The sequence below is a fragment of the Streptomyces dioscori genome (genome assembly GCF_003024195.1).
In the GTDB taxonomy this organism is placed as follows: Bacteria; Actinomycetota; Actinomycetes; order Streptomycetales; family Streptomycetaceae; genus Streptomyces; species Streptomyces dioscori.
Window position 1 is genome coordinate 386,461 of sequence record NZ_KZ679040.1, and the last position, 20,022, is coordinate 406,482.

Below are 20,022 nucleotides of genomic sequence, written 5' to 3' on the forward strand. Positions count from 1 at the left end.
TGTGGCGGTGGTCGAAAGGAGTGCGCAGCGTGAGTCAGGACGGTTTCCGTGCCGGGGAGATCGACACCAGCAGGCCGCATCCCGCGCGGATCTACGACTACCTGCTGGGCGGCAAGGACCACTACGAGGTCGACCAGCAGGCCGGGGACCGACTCGCTGCCGTCGCACCCGAGGTGTTCATCGGCGTACGGGCCAACCGCGACTTCCTGCGGCGCGCCGTCCAGCACATCGTCGGCGGCGGAGTCCGTCAGATCCTCGACATCGGCACCGGGCTGCCCACCTCACCGAACGTGCACGAGATCGCCCACGCGGTCGCGCCGGACGTGCGTGTCGCGTACGTCGACAACGACCCGATCGTGAAGGCGCACGCCGACGCGCTGCTCGGCCGCACCGGCGAGACCAGCGTCGTGCTCGCCGACCTGCGCGACCCGCGGGCCATCGTGGACCATCCCGATGTCCGCCGGGTCATCGACTTCGACGAACCGGTCGCCGTGCTCCTGGTGGCGATCTTCCACTTCCTCACCGACGCGGAGCAGCCCGCACAGGTCGTCGCCACCCTGCGCGACGCGCTGCCGGCCGGAAGCTTCCTGGTGCTCTCGCACGCCACCGGCGACTTCGCCGACCGCACTGAAGCCCAGGCCGTCTACCGCGACGCGACCGCCACCATGAACCTGCGGTCCCGCGCCGAGGTCGAACGGCTCTTCGCCGGCTTCGAACTGGTCGAGCCCGGTGTGGTGCAGGTCCCGTACTGGCGCCCGGACACCGAGCCGCCGACCGGGTCCGACACGATCGGCTTCTACGGAGGCGTGGCCCGCAAGACGGACTGAGCCGCCGGTGCCGGTGACGGTGACAATGCCCCGTTACCGGTGTCCGCCGGTGCCGATGTCGGTCCGCGGTGTCAGACGTGGGCGGTAGCGTCGGATCATGTCCAATCAAGGGGCGGGACAAGGGGCGGGGGGCGAGGTCCGGAACCTCGCGGTACTCGAAGGCGTACTGGAACGGATCACGTACGCCAACGAGGAGAACGGGTACACGGTCGCGCGCGTCGACACCGGTCGCGGCGGCGGTGATCTCCTCACGGTCGTCGGCGCGCTGCTCGGCGCCCAGGTGGGGGAGTCCCTGCGGATGGAGGGCCGTTGGGGCTCCCATCAGCAGTACGGGAAGCAGTTCACCGTCGAGAACTACACGACCGTGCTGCCCGCCACGGTGCAGGGCATACGCCGCTACCTCGGATCCGGCCTGGTCAAAGGCATCGGGCCGGTCTTCGCCGACCGCATCACCACGCACTTCGGGCTGGACACGCTCCAGATCATCGAGGAGGAGCCGAAGCGGCTCATCGAGGTGCCCGGCCTCGGCCCCAAGCGCACCAAGAAGATCGCCGAAGCCTGGGAGGAACAGAAGGCGATCAAAGAGGTCATGCTCTTCCTCCAGACCGTCGAGGTGTCCACGTCCATCGCGGTGCGGATCTACAAGAAGTACGGCGACGCGTCGATCTCCGTCGTCAAGAACCAGCCCTACCGCCTCGCGTCCGACGTCTGGGGCATCGGCTTCCTCACTGCCGACAAGATCGCCCAGTCCGTGGGCATCCCGCGCGACAGCCCGGAACGGGTGAAGGCCGGTCTGCAGTACGCACTTTCGCAGTCCAGCGACCAGGGCCACTGCTTCCTCCCGGAGGAGCGGCTGATCGCGGACGCGGTGAAACTCCTCCAGGTGGACACGGGCCTGGTCATCGAGTGCCTGGCGGAACTGGCGGCTCCCGCCGAGGAGGGCGAGGACCCCGGAGTCGTACGGGAGCGGGTGCCGGGGCCGGACGGCGGGGAGCCCGTGACGGCCGTCTACCTCGTCCCCTTCCACCGGGCCGAACTGTCCCTGTCCGCCCAGTTGCTGCGGCTCCTGCGCACCGACGAGGACCGGATGCCGGGGTTCCGGGACGTGGCCTGGGACAAGGCCCTGGCCTGGCTCAAGGGGCGTACGGGGACGGAACTGGCCCCCGAGCAGGAACAGGCCGTGCGGCTCGCCCTCACCGAGAAGGTCGCGGTGCTCACGGGCGGGCCCGGCTGCGGCAAATCCTTCACGGTCCGGTCGATCGTCGAGCTGGCCCGCGCGAAGAAGGCGAAGGTGGTCCTCGCGGCACCGACCGGCCGGGCCGCCAAACGGCTCGCCGAACTGACCGGCGCGGAGGCCTCCACCGTCCACCGGCTCCTTGAGCTACGGCCCGGGGGCGACGCGGCCTACGACAGGGACCGTCCGCTGGACGCCGACCTCGTCGTCGTGGACGAGGCGTCCATGCTGGACCTGCTGCTGGCCAACAAACTGGTCAAGGCGGTACCGCCGGGCGCGCACCTGCTGTTCGTCGGGGACGTGGACCAGTTGCCGAGCGTCGGGGCGGGCGAGGTGCTGCGCGATCTGCTGGCGGCGGGCGGGCCGGTGCCGGCGGTCCGGCTGACCCGGGTCTTCCGGCAGGCCCAGCAGTCCGGGGTCGTCATGAACGCCCACCGCATCAACGCGGGACAGCAGCCGGTCACGGACCAGCTCAAGGACTTCTTCCTCTTCGCGGAGGACGAGACGGAGGAGGCCGGGCGGCTCACGGTGGATGTGGCGGCGCGGCGCATCCCGGCGAAGTTCGGACTCGATCCGCGGCGTGACGTGCAGGTGCTGGCGCCGATGCACCGGGGACCGGCGGGCGCTGCCGCGCTCAACGGACTGCTCCAGCAGGCCATCACCCCTGCCCGGCCCGACCTGCCCGAGAAGCGGTTCGGCGGGCGGGTCTTCCGGGTCGGCGACAAGGTCACGCAGATCCGCAACAACTACGAGAAGGGCGAGAACGGGGTCTTCAACGGCACGGTGGGCGTGGTGACCTCGCTCAACCTCGACGACCAGCGGCTGACGGTCCTCACGGACGAGGACGAGGAGGTCCCGTACGAGTTCGACGAACTGGACGAGCTGGCGCACGCGTACGCGGTGACGATCCACCGCTCGCAGGGGAGCGAGTACCCCGCCGTCGTCATCCCGGTGACGACGGGGGCGTGGATGATGCTCCAGCGCAACCTCCTCTACACGGCGGTCACGCGGGCGAAGCGGCTGGTGGTGCTGGTGGGTTCGCGCAAGGCCCTGGGCCAGGCGGTTCGCACGGTGTCGGCGGGTCGGCGGTGCACGGCCCTGGCGTTTCGCCTGACCGGCACCCGCGTCCCTGCGTGAGCCTGTCCGCGGCTCCGGTGGGGGCTGGTCGCGCCGTTCCCCGCGCCCCTTGAGGGGGTGGGACCGGCGGTCGTATACCGAGTGCGGGCCGGTGGGGGTCGCCCGCGCAGTTCCCCGCGCCCCTCAAAAGCGGGGCTGCGCCCCGGCCTTTGCCCCTCAAGGGGCGCGGGGAACGGCGCAGTCTTTGTCTTGAGGGGCGCGGGGAACGGCGCAGTCTTTTAGGGGCGCGGGGAACTGCGCGATCAGCCCCCACCGGCCCGCACCCGACCGACCCGTCCAGCCGACCCGTCCAGCCGACCGGGCCATCTGGCCGACCAGGCCGTCCGGTCAGCCAGGAAAAATGATCGATCAAACGAGTCGGAAACGTCACAGGGCACTTTCGGAAGGCCGGGGAAGCGGGCAGGATGAACAGGTTGGCGGCACTGAGTGCCGCCAATAGGCCCAATGGTCGACCCCGAGTGCACTCTCCTGCGCCAAATGGGGGATGGTAGAGACAGTCAGGGCACCTCGAAGAAGAGGCACAACGTCGGTGAGGGATGACGTGAGCGACAACTCTGTAGTACTGCGGTACGGCGACGGCGAGTACACCTACCCGGTGATCGACAGCACCGTCGGCGACAAGGGCTTCGACATCGGGAAGCTCCGCGCCCAGACCGGTCTGGTGACGCTGGACAGCGGTTACGGGAACACCGCCGCCTATAAATCCGCCATCACCTATCTCGACGGCGAGCAGGGCATCCTCCGCTACCGCGGGTACCCGATCGAGCAGCTCGCCGAGAGCTCCACCTTCCTCGAAGTGGCCTCGCTGCTGATCAACGGCGAGCTGCCCACGGTCGACGAGCTCTCCACCTTCCAGAACGAGATCACGCAGCACACCCTGCTGCACGAGGACGTCAAGCGGTTCTTCCAGGGCTTCCCCCGTGACGCCCACCCGATGGCGATGCTGTCGTCGGTGGTCTCCGCGCTGTCGACGTTCTACCAGGACAGCCACAACCCGTTCGACGAGCAGCAGCGCCACCTCTCGACGATCCGGCTGCTCGCGAAGCTTCCGACCATCGCCGCGTACGCGTACAAGAAGTCGATCGGTCACCCCTTCGTCTACCCGCGCAACGACCTGGGCTACGTCGAGAACTTCCTGCGCATGACCTTCTCGGTCCCCGCGCAGGAGTACGAGCTCGACCCGGTCGTCGTCTCCGCGCTCGACAAGCTGCTCATCCTGCACGCGGACCACGAGCAGAACTGTTCGACCTCCACCGTCCGTCTGGTGGGCTCGTCGCAGGCGAACATGTTCGCCTCGATCTCCGCCGGCATCAGCGCCCTCTGGGGTCCGCTGCACGGCGGCGCCAACCAGTCGGTCCTGGAGATGCTCGAAGGCATCAAGGCCAACGGCGGCGATGTCGACTCCTTCATCCGCAAGGTGAAGAACAAGGAGGACGGCGTCCGCCTGATGGGCTTCGGCCACCGGGTGTACAAGTCCTTCGACCCGCGCGCGAAGATCATCAAGGCTGCCGCGCACGACGTCCTCTCGGCGCTCGGCAAGTCCGACGAGCTGCTGGACATCGCGCTCAAGCTGGAGGAGCACGCGCTCTCCGACGACTACTTCGTCTCGCGCAACCTCTACCCGAACGTCGACTTCTACACCGGTCTGATCTACCGGGCCATGGGCTTCCCGACCGAGATGTTCACGGTCCTGTTCGCCCTCGGCCGGCTGCCGGGCTGGATCGCCCAGTGGCACGAGATGATCAAGGAGCCCGGGTCCCGGATCGGGCGTCCGCGACAGATCTACACGGGTGTTGTCGAGCGGGACTTCAAGCCCGTCGAGGAGCGCTGAGCGCTCCTCGGTGCCGCGGGTTCTCGACTGCGGGTCCGTCGTGGCGGGCCGCGCAGTTCCCCGCGCCCCTTACGGGGCCGGGGGCCGTCCCGCCCCGCAGATGACGAAGAGCGATGTCCCGTAAGGGATGACGCGCAATAAAGAAGGCGCCCCGCTGCCGGTCCCCCCACGGGCCGGAGTCGGGGCGCCTTCCCATGTCCCGGTGCGGATTCCCCCCACGGGATCCGGCCGGGCGTCTGAAGGCAGCGCCTGAATCGCTGCGAGCAAAACGAGCAGAATGAACAAGAACTCTGCCTACTGCGTACTACCTACCGCGTACTGCCTACCAGGTACTGCCGTACTGCCTCCTGCTGGTGCGGTCTGCCGGGACCCGTACGTACGGGAGGGCCGCTCAAAGCTCCCCGTCGTACGTGCCCCGGCAACGCATTTCCAGGAACGTCCCCCAAGACATCCCCAGATGTCAGAAACGCCCCCCAAGACGTGTCTGACATCGTCAATCTAGACTCACGAACCCCTTCGATGGTTACGTTCACATCACTGTGACCTGCGTCTCTTGCGTATGTCCTGAAGATACGCAAGAGCCCCGATATGACTATCGGAGCCCTAGCGTAAGGATGATGCGCGAGCCTTGTGAAGAGCTTATGTGAAGAGGTGTGCCGGACTCTAGGGGAGTCCTACCTCTTCGTCATGAAAATGCCCGCAGACGCAGGCTGTTCGTCACCACGAACACCGAGGAGAACGCCATGGCGGCTCCCGCGATCATCGGGTTCAGCAGTCCCGCCGCGGCGAGGGGCAGTGCCGCCACGTTGTATCCGAAGGCCCACACGAGGTTCCCCTTGATCGTGGACAGGGTTCTGCGGGACAGCCGGATCGCGTCCGGCGCCGCCCGCAGGTCCCCGCGGACCAGCGTCAGATCGCTCGCCTCGATCGCGGCGTCCGTGCCGGTGCCCATCGCCAGGCCCAGATCGGCGGTGGCGAGCGCGGCCGCGTCGTTGACGCCGTCGCCCACCATCGCGACCGACCGCCCCTCGGCCTGAAGCCGCCTGATCACGTCGACCTTGCCCTCGGGCAGCACCTCGGCGATCACCTGGGCGGGGTCGATGCCCACGGACCGGGCCACGGATTCGGCGACGGTCCGGTTGTCCCCGGTCAGCAGCACCGGGGTGAGCCCCAGGGCGCGCAGCGCGCGGACGGCCTCCGCGCTGGTCTCCTTGACCGCGTCGGCGACGGTCACGACCCCGCGCGCGGTGCCGTCCCAGGCGACGGCCACGGCGGTACGCCCGTCCTCCTCGGCCCGCGTCCGCAGCGCGGCGAGGGCGTCGGGCAGCGCGATCCCGGCCTCTTCGAGGAGACGGGCGCGGCCCACGAGCACCGCGTGGCCCTCGACCGTGCCGCGGACGCCGAGTCCGGGCACGTTCTCGAAGCCGTCCACGGCCGGCAGAGCCCCGGTCCGCTCCTCGGCGCCCGCCGCGACGGCCCGGGCGATCGGATGCTCCGAGGCGTGCTCCAGGGCCCCCGCGAGCCGCAGTACGCGCGCCGTGTCGGTGCCGTCGGCCGCGTACACCTCCTGGAGGGTCATACGGCCGGTCGTCACCGTGCCGGTCTTGTCCAGGACGATCGTGTCGACGCGGCGGGTGGACTCCAGGACCTCGGGGCCCTTGATGAGGATGCCGAGCTGGGCGCCGCGGCCCGTGCCGACCATGAGGGCGGTCGGGGTGGCGAGGCCCAGGGCGCACGGGCAGGCGATGATCAGCACGGCGACGGCCGCGGTGAACGCGGCGGCCGTGTCGCCGGTGACGCCGAGCCAGACCCCGAAGGTGGCGACCGCGATGAGCAGCACCACGGGTACGAAGATTCCGGAGATCCGGTCGGCGAGGCGCTGCACCCGGGCCTTGCCGTTCTGGGCGTCCTCGACCAGCCGTGCCATCCGGGCGAGCTGGGTGTCGGTGCCGACCCGGGTCGCCTCGACGAGCAGCCGCCCGCCGGCGTTCACGGTCGCCCCGGTGACGGCCGACCCCACCGTCACGTCGACCGGCACGGACTCGCCCGTCAGCATCGACGCGTCGACGGCCGAGGTCCCCTCGACGACCGTGCCGTCGGTGGCGACCTTCTCCCCGGGCCGTACGACGAAGTGGTCGCCCACGGCCAGCGCGCCCACCGGGACGCGGACCTCACGGCCGTCCCGTACGACGGAGACGTCCTTGGCGCCCAGTTCCATCAGGGAGCGCAGGGCGGCGCCCGCCTGCCGCTTGGAGCGGGCCTCCAGGTAGCGGCCGAGGAGGATGAGGGCGATGACCCCGGCGGCGACTTCGAGGTAGATCGCCGAGGCGCCCTGCTCACGGGAGACGGTGAGGGAGAAGCCCTCGTCCCGCATGCCCTCCATGCCCGCGTCGCCGAAGAACAGCGCCCACAGGGACCAGCCGAACGCGGCCAGCGTGCCCGTCGAGACGAGGGTGTCCATGGTGGCGGCGCCGTGCCGGGCGTTCGTGTACGCGGCCCGGTGGAAGGGCAGCCCGCCCCAGACGACGACCGGCGCGGCCAGCGTCAGCACGAGCCACTGCCAGTTGTCGAACTGCAGCGCCGGAATCATCGACAGCAGGACGACGGGCGTGGCGAGGAGCGCGGAGACGACGAGGCGTTCGCGCAGCGCGGCCAGCTCGGGGTCGCGCTTGCGGGTCGCGTCCTCGTCGGCGGAGGAATCCCGGCCCACCGAGGATTCCGTGGGCTCAGGGGGCGGCGGCGGGGGTTCCTCGGCCGTGTAGCCCGTCCTGACCACGGTGGCGATCAGGTCGGCGACCTGGACCCCGTCCGCGTACGCGACCTTCGCCTTCTCCGTCGCGTAGTTGACCGTGGCGGTCACGCCGTCCATGCGGTTGAGCTTCTTCTCGACCCGGGCCGCGCAGGAGGCACAGGTCATCCCGCCAATGGTCAGCTCGACCTGTGCGGCGGCCTGCGAGTCGACCTGCGAGGCGGCCTGTGACGCCGGGTCGGCCGGAAGGGCTGCGGTGCTGGTGCTGCTGGTGCTGGTCGTGGCACTGGTACCGGTGCTGGTCATGTCCTGCTCCAGGGAATGAACCGGGCCGTACGGAGCCAGTATCAGCTGGTCGGTACGGCCCGGTGTGGAGTGGGGGAAGGCGTCCTCAGGCCTGGCCGGCGAGCTCGAAGCCCGCCTCGTCGACGGCGGCGCGGACGGCCTCCTCGTCGAGCGGGGCGTCGGAGATCACGGTCACCTCGCCGGTGGAGGCGACGGCCTTCACCGAGGTGACACCCGCGATCCCGGAGATCTCGCCGGAGACCGAGCCTTCACAGTGTCCGCAGCTCATCCCGCTCACCCGGTAGACGGTGGTGACGGAGCCGGGGGTGTCGGTGTGGGCGGTCATGTCGTTCTCCTCGTCGAGACGTATGGGGCGTGTGCGGCGCGTGCGTCGTGGGATACATGAGGCGTGTGTGGCCCACGGGCTTCCACGGTACTCACAGTATACCCCTAGGGGGTACTTTCAAAGGGCTGGGGACAGCGGAGGGGTGGCGGGCGTGCGGGCAGTGGTGTTCGAGCGGTTCGGGGAGCCGGCCGGGGTACGGGAGGTGCCGGACCCGGCACCCGCGCCGCACGGCGTGGTCGTGCGCGTCGAGGCGACCGGGCTCTGCCGCAGCGACTGGCACGGCTGGCAGGGTCACGACCCGGGCATCGAGCTGCCGCACGTGCCCGGCCATGAACTCGCCGGAACCGTCGAGGCCGTGGGCACCCTGGTGACCCGCCACCGCCCCGGCGACCGCGTCACCGTGCCCTTCGTCTGCGCCTGCGGAAGCTGCGCCTCCTGCGCGGCGGGCGACCAGCAGGTGTGCGAGCGCCAGACCCAGCCCGGGTTCACGCACTGGGGGTCCTTCGCCGAGTACGTCGCCCTGGACCACGCCGATGTGAACCTCGTCGCCGTGGCGGACGAACTGTCCTTCGGCACGGCCGCCTCGCTGGGCTGCCGGTTCGCCACGGCGTTCCGCGCGGTGGTCGCGCAGGGGCGGGTGGCGCCGGGGGAGTGGGTGGCCGTGCACGGCTGCGGAGGGGTCGGACTGTCCGCGGTGATGATCGCCGCGGCGGCCGGGGCGCGGGTCGTCGCCGTCGACCTCTCGCCGCGGGCGCTGGACCTCGCGCGGCGGTTCGGCGCCGCGCACTGCGTGGACGCGTCCCGGACCGGCGACACGGCGGAGGCGGTCCGCGACCTCACCGGCGGCGGCGCCCACCTCTCCCTCGACGCCCTCGGCTCCCCGGTCACCTGCGCGGCCTCGGTCGCCGGACTGCGCCGCCGCGGCCGGCACGTCCAGGTGGGCCTGATGCCCGAGGACCCGAAGGTGCCGATGTCCCGGGTGATCGGCCTCGAACTCGAACTCCTCGGCAGCCACGGCATGCCCGCGCACGCCTACCCGCCGATGCTGGAGTCCGTACGGGCCGGACTGCTGCGCCCCGACCTCCTGGTGACCTCCACGATCCCCCTGGCGGCGGCTCCCGCGGCCCTGGAGGCGATGGGGACTGCACCGGGGGCGGGCGTCACGGTGGTCGAGCCCTGGGCGTGAGGACGGCCGGCCGCGGGCGTGAGGGCGGCGGGCCGCGCGCCGGCGCGGACGGGAACGACGGGAACGACGGGAACGACGGGAACGACGGGAGCGAGGGGGCACCGCACGCTGCACGTGCGGTGCCCCCTCGCGTGCCGGGCGTCGTGACGGGCGTCGTGACGGGCGTGGCGACGGGCGTGGCGACGGGCGGTCGGCCGGCGGCGCGTCGGGCGGTCAGTCGCCCTTGCGGCCCCGGTTGCCCGGCCGGGAGGCGACCCACGCGCGGACGGTGTCGGCGTACCAGTACGGTTTGCCGCTCTCCACGTGGTCGGGCGCGGGCAGCAGTCCGTGTTTGCGGTAGGACCGCACAGTGTCCGGCTGCACCTTGATGTGCGCCGCGATCTCCTTGTACGACCAGAGCCTTCGGTCGGTCATCCGTAGCACCTCCCTGCGCGCGCCGCGGCGCGGCCGAGGGGCGGCCGTCGGGGGAGCCGGGCACTGCGCTGGCGATCACAAGCCTGTGCTCGGTGAACGACACAGAGTGACAACGCGGCTGGGGCTGTCGCGCGGGTGTGACGCAAGACCCGCGTACGCGTGACATGTGTGACAGAAGGGGGTCTTTTGTGACACGGGTGACGCATTGGGTCCCATGGAGCCCGACATGAACATGTCCCAGTGGGAAATATGTCCCACTGGGACATGAAGGAGTATTCTGAGGGCATGGAGGCAACGGAGCCCAGCACCACCACCGAGGACCGCCGGCAGCGCAAGGCCCGGCAGACCCGCAACGCCCTCGCGACCGCCGCCGTCGACCTGATCCTGGAGCGCGGACTCGCCGCCACCACGGTCGAGGCGATCGCGGAGCGGGCGGACGTCACCCGCCGTACCTTCAGCCGGCTCTTCGCCGGCAAGGAGGACGCGGCCCTCGACTTCGTACGAGGTGACGGCGACCGCATCAACGCGCTGCTGCGCGAGCGGCCCGCCGCCGAACCGCCGCTGCTCGCCTACCGCAGGGCCGTGCGCGACTGGCTCGCCGACCGGGACGACCCGGCCTGGCACCTGCGCCCCCGGATGCGGCGGCTGCTGGCCCTCCTCGACAGCGAGCCGGCCCTGTTCGCGGCGTACGAACGCATCCGCGTCGACGCGCAGGAGGAGTCGATCCGCATCCTCGCCGACCGGCTCGGCACCGACGACGTGCTGGACGTGCGCCCCGCCGTCGTGGTCGACGCCGCCGCCGGAGTCCTCACCGCCGCGCTGCGCATCTGGGCGCGCGGCGCGTCCGGCCCCGACTCGGCGGCCGAGGACCTCGCCGCCCTGGTCGAGCGGGCCTACGACGCCCTGACCCACGAGGCCGCGTCCGCGGTCTCGTACGACACCCCCGAAAAGTGAGAGCACCATGAGCACCACCGGCACCACTCCCGTCACCGGCACCACTCCTGCCACCGGCAACGCACCCGTCACCGACTACGCCACCGAGTTCGCCGGGAGGACCGCGCTCGTCACCGGCGCCGCCTCCGGCATCGGCCTGGCCACCGCCCGCCGCCTCGGCGCGGGCGGCGCGAACGTCGTGATCGCCGACTACAACGCCGAGGGTGCCGAGAAGGCCGCCGCCGACCTGCGCGCCGAGGGCTTCGAGGCCGCCGCGGTCGCCGTGGACGTGACGAGCCCCGACTCGGTGGCGGCGGCCGTCGCCTTCGCCGTCGAGACCTTCGGTGGACTGCACCTGGCCGTGAACAACGCCGGCATCGGCGGCCCGAGCGCGCCGACGGGCGAGTACGACATCGAGGCCTACGACCGGGTGATCGCCACCAACCTCAACGGCGTCTTCTACTCCCTGCGCCACGAGCTGCCCGCCATCGAGGCGGCCGGCGGCGGTGCCGTGGTGAACGTCGCCTCCATCCTCGGCTCGGTCGGCTTCGCGGGCTCCTCCGCGTACGTGGCCGCCAAGCACGGCGTGGTGGGCCTGACCAAGACCACGGCCGCCGAGTACGCCGCCAAGGGCATCCGCGTCAACGTGGTCGGCCCCGGCTTCATCGAGACCCCGCTGCTGCGGACCATGGACAAGGAGGCCTACGACGGTCTGGTCGCGCTGCACCCCGCCGGCCGCCTCGGCAGCCCCGACGAGGTCGCCGAACTGATCGCCTTCCTGCTGTCCGCGCGCGCCTCGTTCGTGACCGGCGGCTACCACCTGGTCGACGGCGCCTACACCGCCGTCTGAGCACCACGGAAGCGCAGGAAGCAGCAGAGCAGCAGAGCGAAACAGACGGACACAGAGACAGAGACAGAGAAAGAAGCAAGGCCATGAAGGCACTGCAGTACCGCTCCATCGGCGCCGCTCCCGAGGTCGTGGTCGTCCCCGACCCCGAACCCGGCCCCGGTCAGGTCCTGTTGAAGGTCACCGCCGCCGGCGTGTGCCACTCCGACATCGCCGTGATGAGCTGGCCCGCCGAGGGATTCCCGTACGAGCTGCCGCTCACCCTCGGCCACGAGGGCGTGGGCACGGTCGCCGCGCTCGGCGCGGGGGTGACCGGTGTGCGCGAGGGCGACGCGGTCGCCGTCTACGGCCCCTGGGGCTGCGGCAGTTGCGCCAAGTGCGCGGAGGGCAAGGAGAACTACTGCCTGCGCGCCGACGAGCTCGGTATCCGTCCGCCGGGGCTCGGGGCGCCGGGTTCGATGGCGGAGTACCTGCTGGTGGACGATGCCCGGCACCTGGTGCCGCTGGACGGCCTCGACCCGGCCGCGGCGGTCTCGCTGACGGACGCGGGCCTGACGCCGTACCACGCGATCAAGCGCTCGCTGCCGAAGCTGGTACCCGGTTCCACCGCCGTGGTCATCGGCACGGGCGGGCTCGGGCACGTCGCCATCCAGCTGCTGCGGGCCATGACCCCGGCCCGCGTGGTCGCCCTCGACGTGACCGAGGAGAAGCTGCGGCTGGCCCGCGAGGTGGGCGCCCACGAGGCGGTCCTGTCCGACGCGCAGGCCGCCGCCAAGGTCCGTGAACTCACCGGCGGTGTCGGGGCGGAGGCGGTCTTCGACTTCGTCGGGGCGCAGCCCACGCTGGCCACCGCGGGAGCCGTCGCGGCGGTCGAGGGCGACATCACGATCGTCGGCATCGGCGGCGGAACGCTCCCCGTCGGCTTCGGGCAGCTCCCCTTCGAGGTGTCGGTCAGCGCCCCCTACTGGGGCACCCGCGGCGAACTCGTCGAGGTCCTCGCACTGGCCCGCTCCGGCGCCGTGTCGGTGCACACCGAGACCTTCTCCCTGGACGAGGCACCGCTGGCCTACGAGCGCCTGCACGAAGGCAGGATCAACGGCCGAGCGGTGATCCTCCCGCACGGCTGAACGGGCTCAGGGGGGCTGAGCGGGAGCGTCGGCGCGGACAGGTCGGTCACGGGGTGAAGACCGACCAGCAGATGTCGTTGCGCAGTCGCTGGTCGTCGAGTACGAGTTCGCGGATCTCCGGCGGGAGTTGCTCGCGCTGCCAGCGGCACTCACGTCGGCCCGCGGACTCGCCCTCGGCGGCGCGGGCGGCCTTGATCGCGTAGGCGGCGGCCCCTAGTTCATGGGCGGCGACGTGGGCGACGGCACCGGCCTGCCCGGCGGCGTACGCGGCATGGCGTGCCGCCCCGCGCAGCTCTCTGGCCGCTCCCATCGCATGGCCGCCCGCCGCGCGCGCCCGCATCATGGCCACCTCGCCGCGGACCCAGGCCCGGGCGTGCGCGATCGCCTCGCGCGGGCGCGGGTCCTCGGGCCGGGCCGCCTCGAAGAGGTGAAGGACGTGTTCCGCGCACTCGGCGGCCCACAGGGCCAGGAGACGGTGATCCGCGTCGGTGAGGGTCCCGCCCCGGCGGATCGTCGTGAAGCGGGGGTCGCGGACCTTCGGGAGGATCATGAACGCGCCTCCTCGGGCGGCACGGGGCGGACGGCAGCGGGCGCCGCCGCCCGCAGATGGTCGATCCCGGTGTCCAGCGCCGCTTTCAGATGGGCCGAGTCGCCCGTGGACATCATGATGGCCACACCTCCCTGGACGCCCGCCAGCAGCGCGGCGGCCTCCCTGTCCACGTCGAGGGCCGGCGACACCAGTCCGTTCGTCTGCAGGGCGCGCATACCGCGGGCGAGCTGCCCCTGCCACTGGCGCATCAGCTCCGTCACGATCGCCCGGGCGCCGGGGCGGTCCCGCCCCACCTGGAGGAACAGCGACCCCAACGGACAGTGGTCGCCCTGGCGTTCGTACCGCTCCACCACCACGTCCCGCCACCGCTGCCAGGACTCCCACGAGTCCAGGCGCCCCAGATGCGGCTGCTGGTCCGCCAGGACACGGTCCGCCTCGAACTGGGCCACCGCCAGCAGCAGTTCGTCCTTGCCGGCCGGGAAATAGTGGAACAGCTGGCTCTTGCTCGTGCCGGTGCGGTCACGGATGTCGTCGAGCGTCGTCGACGCCACGCCCTGTTCGCGCAGCACCCCGGCCGCCCCTTCGACGATACGGGCCCGGGTCGCCCGGCCCTTCACGGTCGCCGCTCCCGGCATTCCGGCCTCCTCGTGTTCCCTGTCCCGCCGCGTTCCGCCCGCCGTCCGGCCGACCGTACCGACGGTACTCCCTTTCTGGACTTGCCGGTCCATTTTCTGCGGCGCACAGTGGTCCGCGCAAGCCGGGGACGACTCCGGGGAGCGTCCGGCGAACGCGCCGAAGACAAGGGAGATCACGTCATGAGTGAGCGGCTGCGGAACAGGACAGCGCTGGTCACGGGCTCGACCAGCAACATCGGACAGGCGATCGCCGAGGCGTTCGCCGCCGAGGGGGCCCACGTCGTCGTGTCCGGGCGCAACGCCGAACGGGGCGCGCGGGTGGTCGAAGGGATCCGCGCGGCGGGCGGCCGGGCCGACTTCGTCGCGGCGGACCTCGACGGCAGCCCAGAGGCCTCCCAGGACCTGGCCGGGCGGGCCCGTCAGGCCCTGGGCGGGCGGATCGACATCCTGGTCAACAACGCCGGGATCTATCCGTCCCCCGGTACCGCCGACACCGACGAGAAGACCTTCGACCAGGTCTACGGCGTGAACGTGAAGGCGCCCTTCTTCCTCACCGCCGCCGTCGTCCCGGTCATGGCGGACTCCGGCGGCGGGGTGATCGTCAACCTGGGTTCGTGGATCGCGCGTCTCGGCGTCCCCCGCGGGGCGCTCTACAGCTCCACCAAGGGCGCCATGGAGACGCTCACGCGGGCGTGGGCCGCGGAGTTCGCCCCGCTGGGCGTGCGGGTCAACGCCGTGTCGCCGGGTGTGATCCTGCCCCCGGCCCCGGCGGGCGCCGAGCCGGGGCCGGGCGAAGTCATGATGAAGGGGACCCCGGCCGGCGGCGTCGGCACGCCCGAGGCCATCGCGTCCGCCGTGCTCTGGCTGGCGAGCGACGAGGCGTCCTTCGTGCACGGAACCGTGGTGGACGTCGACGGAGGCAGGACCGGGGTCGCCGTCGTCGCCGCGTAGAGGTCGCGCGACCGGCCCCCACGCACCCGCACCCGACCCGTTCCCGACCCGCACCCGACCCCGCCCCGCGTCCGATCCGTCCGGTCTGGCCTCTCGCTTCGTCCGAATGTCCGGACAACCAATTGACAGGGCTCTATCGGCGCCGCTAGACCTGGGGTCCACCGATGCGGAGGGAACTCGATGGTCGAGTCAGCGGAGTCCAGTGCGTACGACCTCATCACCATGGGGCGCATCGGCGTGGACCTCTACCCGCTGCAGACCGGCGTGCCCCTCCCGCAGGTGACGTCCTTCGGGAAGTTCCTCGGCGGCTCGGCCACCAACGTGGCGGTCGCGGCGGCCCGGCTCGGCCGGCGTACGGCCGTGGTGTCGCGGACCGGGGACGACCCCTTCGGCACGTATCTGCACGAGGCGCTGCGGGACTTCGGCGTCGACGACCGCTGGGTGACGCCGGTGCGCGGGCTGCCCACGCCGGTCACCTTCTGCGAGGTGTTCCCGCCGGACGACTTCCCGCTGTACTTCTACCGGCAGCCGAAGGCCCCCGACCTGGAGATCGACGCCCACGAGCTGGACCTGGACGCCATCCGGGACGCCCGCGTCTTCTGGGTCACGGGTACGGGCCTGTGCGAGGAGCCCAGCCGCACGGCCACGCTCGCGGCGCTCGCCCACCGCGCCAGGTCGGGCCCGACGGTCTTCGACCTGGACTGGCGGCCGATGTTCTGGACCGACCCCTCCGCGGCCCGCCCCTTCTACACCGAGGCCCTGCGCCACACCACCGTCGCCGTCGGCAACCTCGACGAGGTGGAGGTCGCGACAGGCCTGCGCGAACCGCACGCGGCGGCCCGCGCCCTCCTCGACGCGGGCGTGGAACTGGCCGTGGTCAAACAGGGCCCCAAGGGCGTCCTGGCCGTGCACCGCGACGGCGACTTCGCGGAGGTCCCGCCACTGCCGGTCACGGTCCTCAACGGCCTCGGCGCCGGTGACGCCTTCGGTGGCGCCCTCTGCCACGGCCTGCTGGCCGGCTGGGACCTGGAGCGCGTCATGCGCCACGCCAACGCCGCGGGCGCCATCGTCGCCTCCCGGCTGGAGTGCTCCTCCGCCATGCCGACGCTCCCCGAGGTCGAGGAAGCCCTCGCGGCCGGGGCGGTGCCTCGGTGAGCGGGAGTGCCCTGCTTCCACCGGACGGTGGTTGTACGGTGCGCACAGAGGGGAATAAAGAGGGCAAAGTGTTTGAACACCTGGGCGGGGAGCGCGTGTTCGCCGGAGCCACCGGCTCCGGTCACGCCCCCGTGGTGCCCGGGCACAGATCGCCTCCGGCGCGGAAGTCCGCTTCGCCCTGGCAGGAGCGAAGTGCGAGCGACGACTCCCCGCCCGCTACGGCTCCGCGCCGGAGGTTCCCCTTCCCGTTCGCGCGGTTCGGATTGACGGGCGGACCGTAGAGACGCAGGGCCCGTTCGGACGTATGACGTGGCGGATCAGCTTCCATCCGTGATTCCACCCGTGACACGTAGAGAGCACAGAGGGCTACCGATGACAGAGCCGAGGTCAACGACGACAAGGCTGACGGTCGCACAGGCGCTGGTGCGGTTCCTCACCGTCCAGTACACCGAGCGCGACGGTGTGCGGCGCCGCCTGATCGACTCCACCTGGGGCATCCTCGGCCACGGCAACGTCGCCGGCCTCGGCCAGGCGCTCGTGGAGTACGGCGACGGAATGCCGTACCACCAGGGCCGCAACGAACAGGCCATGGTGCACGCGGCGGTGGGCTACGCACGTCAGTCGAACCGCCTCTCCGCACAGGCCGTCACCACGTCCGTCGGCCCCGGCGCCACCAACCTCGTCACGGGCGCCGCCCTCGCGACGATCAACCGCCTCCCGGTGCTCCTGCTGCCCGGTGACGTCTTCGCGACCCACCCCGCCGACCCGGTCCTCCAGCAGCTCGAAGTCCCGTACGCGGGCGATGTGTCGGTCAACGACTGCCTGCGCCCGGTGTCGAGGTACTTCGACCGGATCCACCGCCCCGAGGCCCTGATCCCGGCCGCACTCCAGGCGATGCGCGTGCTCGCCGACCCGCTCGACACCGGCGCCGTCACCCTCGCGCTCCCGCAGGACGTCCAGGCGGAGGCGTACGACTGGCCCGGCGCGTTCTTCGCCGACCGCGTGTGGACCGTACGCCGTCCGGTCGCCGACCCCGCGCAACTGGCCGCCGCCGTCCGGACCGTCCGCACGGCCAGGCGGCCCCTGGTCGTCGCGGGCGGCGGGGTGCACCACAGCGGGGCCGAGGACGCGCTGCGGGAGTTCGCCGACCTCACCGGTATCCCGGTCGCCTCCACGCAGGCCGGCAAGGGCTCGCTCGCCTGGGACCATCCGGCGGACGTCGGCGGCATCGGGCACACGGGCACCGCGACCGCCTGCGAACTCGCCCGCACCGCCGACCTGGTGATCGGGATCGGCACCCGCTGGACCGACTTCACCACCGCCTCCGGCACCCTCTTCGCCGCCCCGGGCGTGCGCTTCCTGAACATCAACATCGCCTCCTTCGACGGCCACAAGATGGCCGGGCAGCCGCTGGTCGCCGACGCGCGCACCGCGCTGGAGGCCCTCACCGCGGCCCTCGCCCCGCACGGCCACCACACCGGGCCCGCGTACGTGACCGAGTACACCGACGACAAGGAGCGCTGGGAGCACCGCGTCGGCGCCGCCTTCGAGGCGGAGGACCCCTACGCGCGGCCTACCCAGCCGCAGGTCCTCGGCGCACTCGACGACCTCGTCACCGGCGACGACATCATCGTCAGCGCGGCCGGCTCCCTCCCCGGCGACCTGCACAAACTCTGGCGCGCCCGGTCCCGCGACCAGTACCACGTCGAGCACGGCTACTCCTGCATGGGCTACGAGATCCCGGCCGCGATCGGCATCCGGATGGCGGCCCCGGACCGGCCCGTGTGGGCGCTGGTCGGCGACGGCACGTACCTGATGATGCCCACCGAGATCGTGACCGCCGTCCAGGAGGGCATCGCCATCAAGGTGGTCATCCTGCAGAACCACGGGTACGCGTCCATCGGCGGCCTCTCCCAGGCGGTCGGCGCCGAGCGGTTCGCCACCGCCTACCGCCATCGCTCCGAGGACGGCACGTACACGGGGCGCCCGCTCCCCGTCGACCTGGCCGCCAACGCGGCGAGCCTCGGCATGCGGGTGCTGCGCGCCAAGACCGTGGACGACCTGCGGACCGCCCTCGCCGAGGCACGGGCCGCCGACACTCCCACATGTGTCTACGTGGAGACCGAAACGGCAGACACAGTGTCGGGCGCGCCCCCGGCGCAGGCCTGGTGGGATGTTCCTGTGGCCGAGACCGCGACCCGACCGTCGGCGGTCAAGGCACGCGCGCTGTACGAACGGCTGGCCTCCACCCGGCGCCGCCATCTGTGACGTAGTTCTAGGGCATGACAAGGAGTTCCCCGGCATGACGAAGATCGTCAACCACTGGATCGGCGGCAAGCCCGTCGAAAGCGCCGCAGGCGCGTCGGGCACGTACGGGCCGGTCACCGACCCCGCGACCGGCGCCGTCACCACGAAGGTCGCCTTCGCGAGCGTCGAGGAGGTGGACGCCGCGGTCGCCGCCGCGAAGGACGCCTACGCGAGCTGGGGCACCTCCTCGCTCGCCAAGCGGTCCGCGATCCTCTTCAAGTTCCGGGCGCTCCTCGACGCGCACCGCGACGAGATCGCCGCGCTGATCACCGCCGAGCACGGCAAGGTCCACTCGGACGCGCTCGGCGAGGTCGCGCGCGGCCTGGAGATCGTCGACCTGGCGTGCGGGATCACCGTGCAGCTGAAGGGCGAGCTGTCGACCGAGGTGGCCTCGCGGGTCGACGTGGCGTCGATCCGCCAGCCCCTCGGTGTCGTCGCGGGCATCACGCCGTTCAACTTCCCGGCGATGGTCCCGATGTGGATGTTCCCGCTGGCCGTCGCCTGCGGAAACACCTTCGTGCTCAAGCCGAGCGAGAAGGACCCGTCGGCGGCGGTCCGGCTCGCGGAGCTGTTCGCGGAGGCGGGCCTCCCGGACGGCGTGCTGAACGTCGTCCACGGCGACAAGGTGGCCGTCGACCGCCTCCTGGAGCATCCGGACGTCAAGGCGGTCTCCTTCGTCGGCTCCACCCCGATCGCCCGGTACATCCACACCACCGCCTCCGCCAACGGCAAGCGCGTCCAGGCCCTCGGCGGCGCCAAGAACCACATGCTGGTCCTCCCCGACGCCGACCTGGACGCGGCGGCCGACGCGGCCGTCTCCGCCGCCTACGGTTCGGCCGGCGAGCGCTGCATGGCCATCTCGGCCGTCGTCGCGGTCGGCGCGATCGGCGACGAACTGGTCGCGAAGATCCGCGAGCGCGCCGAGAAGATCAAGATCGGCCCCGGCAACGACCCGGCCTCCGAGATGGGCCCGCTGATCACCGCGGCCCACCGCGACAAGGTCGCCTCGTACGTGACGGGCGCCGCCGCACAGGGCTCCGAGGTCGTCCTAGACGGCACCGGGTACACGGTGCCGGGCCACGAGGACGGCCACTGGATCGGACTCTCGCTGCTCGACAGGGTCCCCACCGACTCGGACGCCTACCGGGACGAGATCTTCGGCCCGGTGCTGTGCGTGCTGCGCGTCGACACGTACGACGAGGGAGTGGCCCTCATCAACAGCTCCCCCTTCGGCAACGGCACCGCGATCTTCACCCGGGACGGCGGCGCGGCCCGCCGCTTCCAGCTGGAGATCGAGGCGGGCATGGTCGGCGTGAACGTGCCGATCCCGGTGCCGGTGGGCTACCACTCCTTCGGCGGCTGGAAGGACTCCCTCTTCGGGGACCACCACATCTACGGCAACGACGGCACGCACTTCTACACCCGCGGCAAGGTCGTCACGACCCGCTGGCCGGACCCCTCGGAGGGCCCGGCGGGCGTGGACCTGGGTTTCCCGCGCAACCACTGAG

Annotated in this window: 16 protein-coding genes; 11 read left to right on the plus strand and 5 right to left on the minus strand. The window is 71.6% G+C overall.

Annotation, left to right across the window (positions count from 1 at the left end):
* Positions 1 to 29: 29 nt before the first annotated feature.
* The 3 genes from C6Y14_RS09675 to C6Y14_RS09685 all read left to right on the plus strand — a co-directional run bounded on the left by C6Y14_RS09675 (position 30) and on the right by C6Y14_RS09685 (position 5,029).
* Complete coding sequence (locus tag C6Y14_RS09675; protein ID WP_107016127.1) at positions 30 to 827, plus strand: SAM-dependent methyltransferase; 798 nt, start codon at positions 30 to 32, stop codon at positions 825 to 827.
* Between the two features lie 97 nt (positions 828 to 924).
* Positions 925 to 3,198, plus strand: a complete 2,274-nt coding sequence (gene recD2 / locus C6Y14_RS09680) for an SF1B family DNA helicase RecD2 (RefSeq protein ID WP_107016128.1) — start codon at positions 925 to 927, stop codon at positions 3,196 to 3,198.
* A 541-nt stretch (positions 3,199 to 3,739) separates the two neighbouring features.
* Positions 3,740 to 5,029: a citrate synthase gene (locus C6Y14_RS09685; protein WP_107016129.1), complete on the plus strand. Its 1,290-nt coding sequence runs from the start codon at positions 3,740 to 3,742 to the stop codon at positions 5,027 to 5,029.
* 685 nt (positions 5,030 to 5,714) lie between these two features.
* On the opposite strand, the gene C6Y14_RS09690 is transcribed toward C6Y14_RS09685, so the two are convergent.
* Together C6Y14_RS09690 and C6Y14_RS09695 are read right to left on the minus strand one after the other, a co-directional pair.
* Positions 5,715 to 8,084, minus strand: coding sequence for a heavy metal translocating P-type ATPase (locus C6Y14_RS09690; protein ID WP_107016130.1), 2,370 nt, complete (start codon positions 8,082 to 8,084; stop codon positions 5,715 to 5,717).
* 85 nt (positions 8,085 to 8,169) lie between these two features.
* On the minus strand, positions 8,170 to 8,409 hold the full coding sequence (locus tag C6Y14_RS09695; RefSeq protein ID WP_107016131.1) for a heavy-metal-associated domain-containing protein: 240 nt from the start codon (positions 8,407 to 8,409) through the stop codon (positions 8,170 to 8,172).
* Positions 8,410 to 8,560: 151 nt separating this feature from the next.
* Between C6Y14_RS09695 and C6Y14_RS09700 the strand changes: the two genes are divergently transcribed.
* On the plus strand, positions 8,561 to 9,595 hold the full coding sequence (locus C6Y14_RS09700; RefSeq protein WP_107016436.1) for a zinc-dependent alcohol dehydrogenase family protein: 1,035 nt from the start codon (positions 8,561 to 8,563) through the stop codon (positions 9,593 to 9,595).
* A gap of 213 nt (positions 9,596 to 9,808) precedes the next feature.
* Here C6Y14_RS09700 and C6Y14_RS09705 read toward each other — a convergent pair whose 3' ends face one another.
* On the minus strand, positions 9,809 to 10,009 hold the full coding sequence (locus C6Y14_RS09705) for a helix-turn-helix transcriptional regulator (RefSeq protein ID WP_107016132.1): 201 nt from the start codon (positions 10,007 to 10,009) through the stop codon (positions 9,809 to 9,811).
* A gap of 285 nt (positions 10,010 to 10,294) precedes the next feature.
* On the opposite strand from C6Y14_RS09705, the gene C6Y14_RS09710 reads away from it, so the two are divergent.
* The 3 genes from C6Y14_RS09710 to C6Y14_RS09720 all read left to right on the plus strand — a co-directional run bounded on the left by C6Y14_RS09710 (position 10,295) and on the right by C6Y14_RS09720 (position 12,916).
* A complete protein-coding gene (locus C6Y14_RS09710) occupies positions 10,295 to 10,963 on the plus strand; it encodes a TetR/AcrR family transcriptional regulator (protein ID WP_199854686.1) in 669 nt (222 codons plus the stop codon).
* A 7-nt stretch (positions 10,964 to 10,970) separates the two neighbouring features.
* Positions 10,971 to 11,792 carry an SDR family NAD(P)-dependent oxidoreductase gene (locus tag C6Y14_RS09715; RefSeq protein WP_107016134.1) on the plus strand — a complete coding sequence of 274 codons (822 nt, stop codon included), beginning with the start codon at positions 10,971 to 10,973 and terminating at the stop codon, positions 11,790 to 11,792.
* A gap of 83 nt (positions 11,793 to 11,875) precedes the next feature.
* Complete coding sequence (locus tag C6Y14_RS09720) at positions 11,876 to 12,916, plus strand: NAD(P)-dependent alcohol dehydrogenase (protein ID WP_107016135.1); 1,041 nt, start codon at positions 11,876 to 11,878, stop codon at positions 12,914 to 12,916.
* 46 nt (positions 12,917 to 12,962) lie between these two features.
* Here C6Y14_RS09720 and C6Y14_RS09725 read toward each other — a convergent pair whose 3' ends face one another.
* Both C6Y14_RS09725 and C6Y14_RS09730 read right to left on the minus strand, forming a co-directional pair.
* Positions 12,963 to 13,466, minus strand: a complete 504-nt coding sequence (locus C6Y14_RS09725) for a putative immunity protein (RefSeq protein WP_107016136.1) — start codon at positions 13,464 to 13,466, stop codon at positions 12,963 to 12,965.
* Positions 13,463 to 14,101 carry a TetR/AcrR family transcriptional regulator gene (locus tag C6Y14_RS09730; RefSeq protein WP_107016137.1) on the minus strand — a complete coding sequence of 213 codons (639 nt, stop codon included), beginning with the start codon at positions 14,099 to 14,101 and terminating at the stop codon, positions 13,463 to 13,465. The genes C6Y14_RS09725 and C6Y14_RS09730 overlap by 4 nt, the downstream gene beginning before the upstream one ends.
* Before the next feature lie 180 nt (positions 14,102 to 14,281).
* On the opposite strand from C6Y14_RS09730, the gene C6Y14_RS09735 reads away from it, so the two are divergent.
* The 4 genes from C6Y14_RS09735 (at position 14,282) to mmsA (ending at position 20,021) form a co-directional block, all read left to right on the plus strand.
* Entirely contained in the window at positions 14,282 to 15,052 is a 771-nt protein-coding gene (locus tag C6Y14_RS09735) for an SDR family NAD(P)-dependent oxidoreductase (RefSeq protein ID WP_107016138.1), read from the plus strand.
* 180 nt (positions 15,053 to 15,232) lie between these two features.
* Positions 15,233 to 16,207, plus strand: coding sequence for a 5-dehydro-2-deoxygluconokinase (gene iolC / locus C6Y14_RS09740; RefSeq protein ID WP_107016139.1), 975 nt, complete (start codon positions 15,233 to 15,235; stop codon positions 16,205 to 16,207).
* A gap of 372 nt (positions 16,208 to 16,579) precedes the next feature.
* On the plus strand, positions 16,580 to 18,475 hold the full coding sequence (gene iolD / locus C6Y14_RS09750) for a 3D-(3,5/4)-trihydroxycyclohexane-1,2-dione acylhydrolase (decyclizing) (RefSeq protein ID WP_107016140.1): 1,896 nt from the start codon (positions 16,580 to 16,582) through the stop codon (positions 18,473 to 18,475).
* Between the two features lie 34 nt (positions 18,476 to 18,509).
* Positions 18,510 to 20,021 (plus strand): CoA-acylating methylmalonate-semialdehyde dehydrogenase, encoded by a 1,512-nt coding sequence (gene mmsA, locus C6Y14_RS09755; protein ID WP_107016141.1) that lies wholly within the window; start codon positions 18,510 to 18,512, stop codon positions 20,019 to 20,021.
* The last annotated feature ends 1 nt before the right edge of the window (position 20,022 follow it).